Annotated in this window: 4 protein-coding genes; all 4 read left to right on the forward strand. The window is 70.5% G+C overall.

What is annotated here, in order from left to right:
• Positions 1-296: 296 nt before the first annotated feature.
• Complete coding sequence (locus tag VK923_13875; GenBank protein ID HSJ45764.1) at positions 297-1,100, forward strand: exodeoxyribonuclease III; 804 nt, start codon at positions 297-299, stop codon at positions 1,098-1,100.
• A gap of 263 nt (positions 1,101-1,363) precedes the next feature.
• Complete coding sequence (uppS, locus tag VK923_13880; GenBank protein HSJ45765.1) at positions 1,364-2,140, forward strand: polyprenyl diphosphate synthase; 777 nt, start codon at positions 1,364-1,366, stop codon at positions 2,138-2,140.
• 132 nt (positions 2,141-2,272) lie between these two features.
• The gene (locus VK923_13885; GenBank protein ID HSJ45766.1) at positions 2,273-2,809 is read left to right on the forward strand and encodes a phosphoglycerate mutase family protein; all 537 of its coding nucleotides are present in this window, start codon (positions 2,273-2,275) and stop codon (positions 2,807-2,809) included.
• Positions 2,810-2,911: 102 nt separating this feature from the next.
• Positions 2,912-4,065: PhoH family protein (locus VK923_13890; protein ID HSJ45767.1), on the forward strand; the 1,154-nt coding region annotated here is incomplete at its 3' end.

A 4,065-nucleotide genomic window follows, 5' to 3' on the forward strand; every position in this document is an offset into this window, starting at 1 on the left:
CCCGACCCGACCGCCCGGCGACACCGCAACACCACGCCCGGGTTCCGCGGCTGCAGTCGACTCACCGCCACCACCAAGTCACGCTCCCAAATCAACAGCCGACAGACGAAATCAGCCCGATGAGCACCAGCCACCTAGGACGCCTGCGAGCGGCGTGACCAGGTAATTGAAGCGCGAGCTGCGTGAGCACGTCGGGTCCGGAAGGAGCGCAGCGAGCCGGCGGGCTGCGTGACTAAGCTGCCGGTGGGAGACGTCCGGCGCGGTCCCCACACCCGATGAGCGCCGGGAGGCATGCGATGCGCCTGATCAGCTACAACGTCAACTCCATCAGCACGCGACTGACGCGGATCCTGGCGCTGCTCGACGAGCACAAGCCCGACGTGGTGTGCCTGCAGGAGACCAAGTGCGCACCCGATGCGTTCCCCGACGAGGCGTTCGAGCAGGCGGGCTTCCTCGCCGCCGACCACTCGGGTGGCCGGTGGGCGGGCGTCGCCGTCGTTGCGCGCGCCGACCTCGGAGTCAACGACGTCACAGCCGGGCTGCCCGGTGAGCCGGCGCCGCACGAGGCGCGGTGGATCGAGGCGACCGTAGGCGGGGTCCGGGTGGTCTCCACCTACGTCCCCAACGGCCAGGCGCTGGACAGCCCCGCCTTCGCCGAGAAGCTCACGTTCCTCGAGGCGATGCGCGAGCGGGCCGCCCAGCTCGCCGGTGGCCCAGCCGTCATCGCGGGCGACCTGAACGTGTGCCCCGCGGATCTCGACGTGTGGGACACGACCGCCGTGCACGGTGCGACGCACATCACCGAGGACGAACGTGCCCGTCTGCGCGCGGTGCTCGGGACCGGGTTCGTCGATGCGTTCCGCACGCTGCACCCCGACGAGCCCGGGTTCACCTGGTGGGACTACCGGGCCGGCCACTTCCACAAGGGGTTCGGGCTGCGCATCGACCTGGCGCTGCTCAGTGAGCCACTGGCCGCGCACCTGGTCGCCAGCAGCGTCGAACGGCCGTACCGCAAGCCGACCAAGGTGCCCGGCACGAAGCCGTCGGACCACGCGCCGCTCGTTGTCGACCTGGCCGACGGTGCGGTGCTGACCGACTGACCGCGCCCGCTCAGCCGGCGCCGAGCTTGGCTGCCAGCCCGGTGCATGATCGTAGCCCCTGCCGATCCGTGGTGGACGACTGCGCCGCCGAGGAACCCGCCCGGACCGACACGGTCCGCATGGCCGTCGACGGCGTCCCGTGTGTCGGTCAGGCCGTCGGCGCGGCACGTGCACCTGGCCACGATGGCCGCCGGCGCGGTCCGTTGCACCTGTTGCGGACGCCCCGGGCTCCGGTGCAGGGCGCGCCGTACACTCGTCGGGCAGTGGTTCGCAATCTGCTCTACCGGCTCTACGAACGACGCCTCGCGGCGTCGTTGCCGTCTGATGCCATGCCACGCCACGTCGGCGTGATCCTCGACGGCAACCGCCGGTACGCGCGCGAACGCGGCCTGTCGACGATCGCCGACGGGCACCGCATGGGGGCGGACAAGATTCAGCACATGCTGGACTGGTGCCACGAGTTCGGCGTCGACTACGTGACGCTGTGGCTGCTGTCGACCGAGAACTTCAGCCGGGACGCCGATGAGCTGGCGGAGCTCGCGACGATCATCGCCGACACCGTGACGACGCTGGCCGAGGATGAGCGCAACCGCGCCCGCGGGTTCCGCATCACCCCGGTCGGGGCGCTCGACGCACTGCCCGATCGGCTCCGTCTCGCGCTCAAGCGCGCGGCCGACCGGACGAGCGACGGCACGGCGCTGTACGTCCAGGTCGCCGTCGGCTACGGCGGGCGGCAGGAGATCATCGACGCGGTGCGGGGGTTGCTGCAGGAGCGGCTGGACGCCGGCCAGGACCTCCAGCAGGTGATCGACGGCCTGCGCCCCGAGCTGCTCGCCCCGCACCTGTACACGACCGGCACGCCGGACCCGGACCTGATCATCCGCACCTCGGGCGAGATCCGGCTGTCGGGCTTCCTGCTGTGGCAATCCGCGCACTCGGAGTTCCACTTCACCGACGCCTACTGGCCCGCATTCCGCAAGATCGACTTCCTGCGGGCACTGCGCGACTTCGCCGGCCGCCAGCGCCGCTACGGCCGCTGAGCCCCCTCGCCCGATCGGCGCGGCCGGGCACGAGCTTCGTCGGCCCCGGTTTCGCGAACAGCTGGTGGAACGGGCTGCGCCGACAGAAACTGGCGCGGATCACACATCGCTCGGATATGCTGCGAGGCGTCAATGACGGAAGCGGACACCTCCATACAGCTGGTGCGCCACGCGAAGGCGCAAAGTCGTGATCGGTGGTGGGGCAAGTCGGACCGTGAGCGACCGCTCACGAAGGTCGGCACCGCGCAGTCCAAGAGCCTCGCCGTTGAGCTGGCGACACGACCCGTCGTACGCATCCTGACCAGCCCGTCCCTTCGCTGCGTCCAGACCGTCGAGCCGCTCGCCGACCGGCTCGGTCTCGACATCGAACCGGCCGAGGTGCTGGGTGAGGCACCGTCGGTGCCGCTGCTCGACGCCGGCGACACCTGGGTCGCATCGGCGTGGCTGGGTGGTCGCGCGCTGGCGCTGGTCGACGAGGTCGTGGCCGACAGCCCGGGAGGCGACATCGTCCTCTGCTCCCACGGTGACATCGTGCCGTCGCTGATGGCCGCGCTGGCCGGTCGCGACGGGCTGGACATCCGCGACGTGCATCTCAAGAAAGGAGCGCGCTTCGTGCTGACGTTCAAGGGTTCGACGTGTGTCGCGATCACGGCCGTGCCGCCACCGTAGGCCGCACGGGGGGAGGGATGGTGGTCCATCTGCCGTCGAGCGCGTCTTGGCCGTGGCACTCGGAGAACGAAAGCGGTAGGCCGTCCGGAGAGAGGAAGCGTCATGGGCTCGACGTTCGTGCTCGACACCTGCGTGCTGTTGGCGGATCCACGCGCGCTGTACCGCTTCGATGAGCACGACGTGGTGCTCCCGCTGGTGGTGGTGGAGGAGCTCGACCGTCAGAAGACGCGCATGGACGAGGTGGGGCGCAACGCCAGGACGGCCCTACGGCTGATCGAGGAGCTGCGGATCCGCAGCTCGAACGGCCTGCGTGACGCGGTGGACCTGCCGCAGGCCGGCACGATCCGCGTCGAGGGCAACCACGTCGACAGCGCCCTACCGCCCTATCTCGACCCAGCCAAGCCCGACAACCGGATCCTGTCGGTCGCGGTCGGGCTCGGTGGCACGCTGGTGACCAAGGACAGCGCGCTGCGGATCAAGGGCAGCCAGCTCGGCCTGGCCGTCGAGGATTACCGGGCCGACACCGTGGAGGTCGACGAGCGCTACACCGGCATCGCCGAGCTCGACGTCGACTCGACGGCCTTGGACATGCTGCACCGTGATGGCAAGCTCGAGCTCGGTCCCGACGTGGCGGCCGAGGCGCGGGCGTGGATCAACCAGTGCCTCGTGCTGCGGGCGGGGGCATCGTCGAGCGGGCTGGCGCGCGTGGTGTCGTGTGGGCCGGGCGGACCGGTGGTGGTGGAGCGGGTCGGGGGGCGGCCGCGCGTGTTCGGCGTCAGCCCGCGCGACGTCCGGCAGACCTTCGCACTCGACCTGCTGATGGACCCCGACGTGCCGTGCGTGTCGCTGATGGGCATGGCCGGTACCGGTAAGACGTTCCTCGCGCTCGCCACCGGCCTGGAGCAGGTCGTCGAGGCCAACGCCTACCGTCGGCTGTCGGTCTACCGGCCGCTGGTCGCGGTGGGCCGCCAGGAGGTCGGCTACCTGCCGGGCGACCTCGACGAGAAGCTGCAGCCGTGGATGGCGGCGGTCCACGACAACCTGTATTCGCTGTTCCGCGGCGACGACACGTCCGGGAACCAGGTCTCCACCGGTCACCGGGAGCTGCAGTCGGCGGTGGACGCCCTGCTCGACCGCGGTCAGCTCGAGATGGCGGCGATCACCTACCTGCGCGGCCGGTCCATCACCGACGAGTACGTGATCGTCGACGAGGCGCAGAACCTCGAGCTGCCGACGCTGAAGGTGATCCTGACGCG

Source organism: Euzebyales bacterium, from assembly GCA_035461305.1.
Taxonomy (GTDB): domain Bacteria; phylum Actinomycetota; class Nitriliruptoria; order Euzebyales; family JAHELV01; genus JAHELV01.

Coding starts and splice junctions, on each gene's coding strand:
- VK923_13875 (HSJ45764.1), top strand. CDS start 297: ATGCGCCTGATCAGCTACAACGTCAACTCCATCAGCACGCGACTGACG.
- VK923_13885 (HSJ45766.1), top strand. CDS start 2,273: ATGACGGAAGCGGACACCTCCATACAGCTGGTGCGCCACGCGAAGGCG.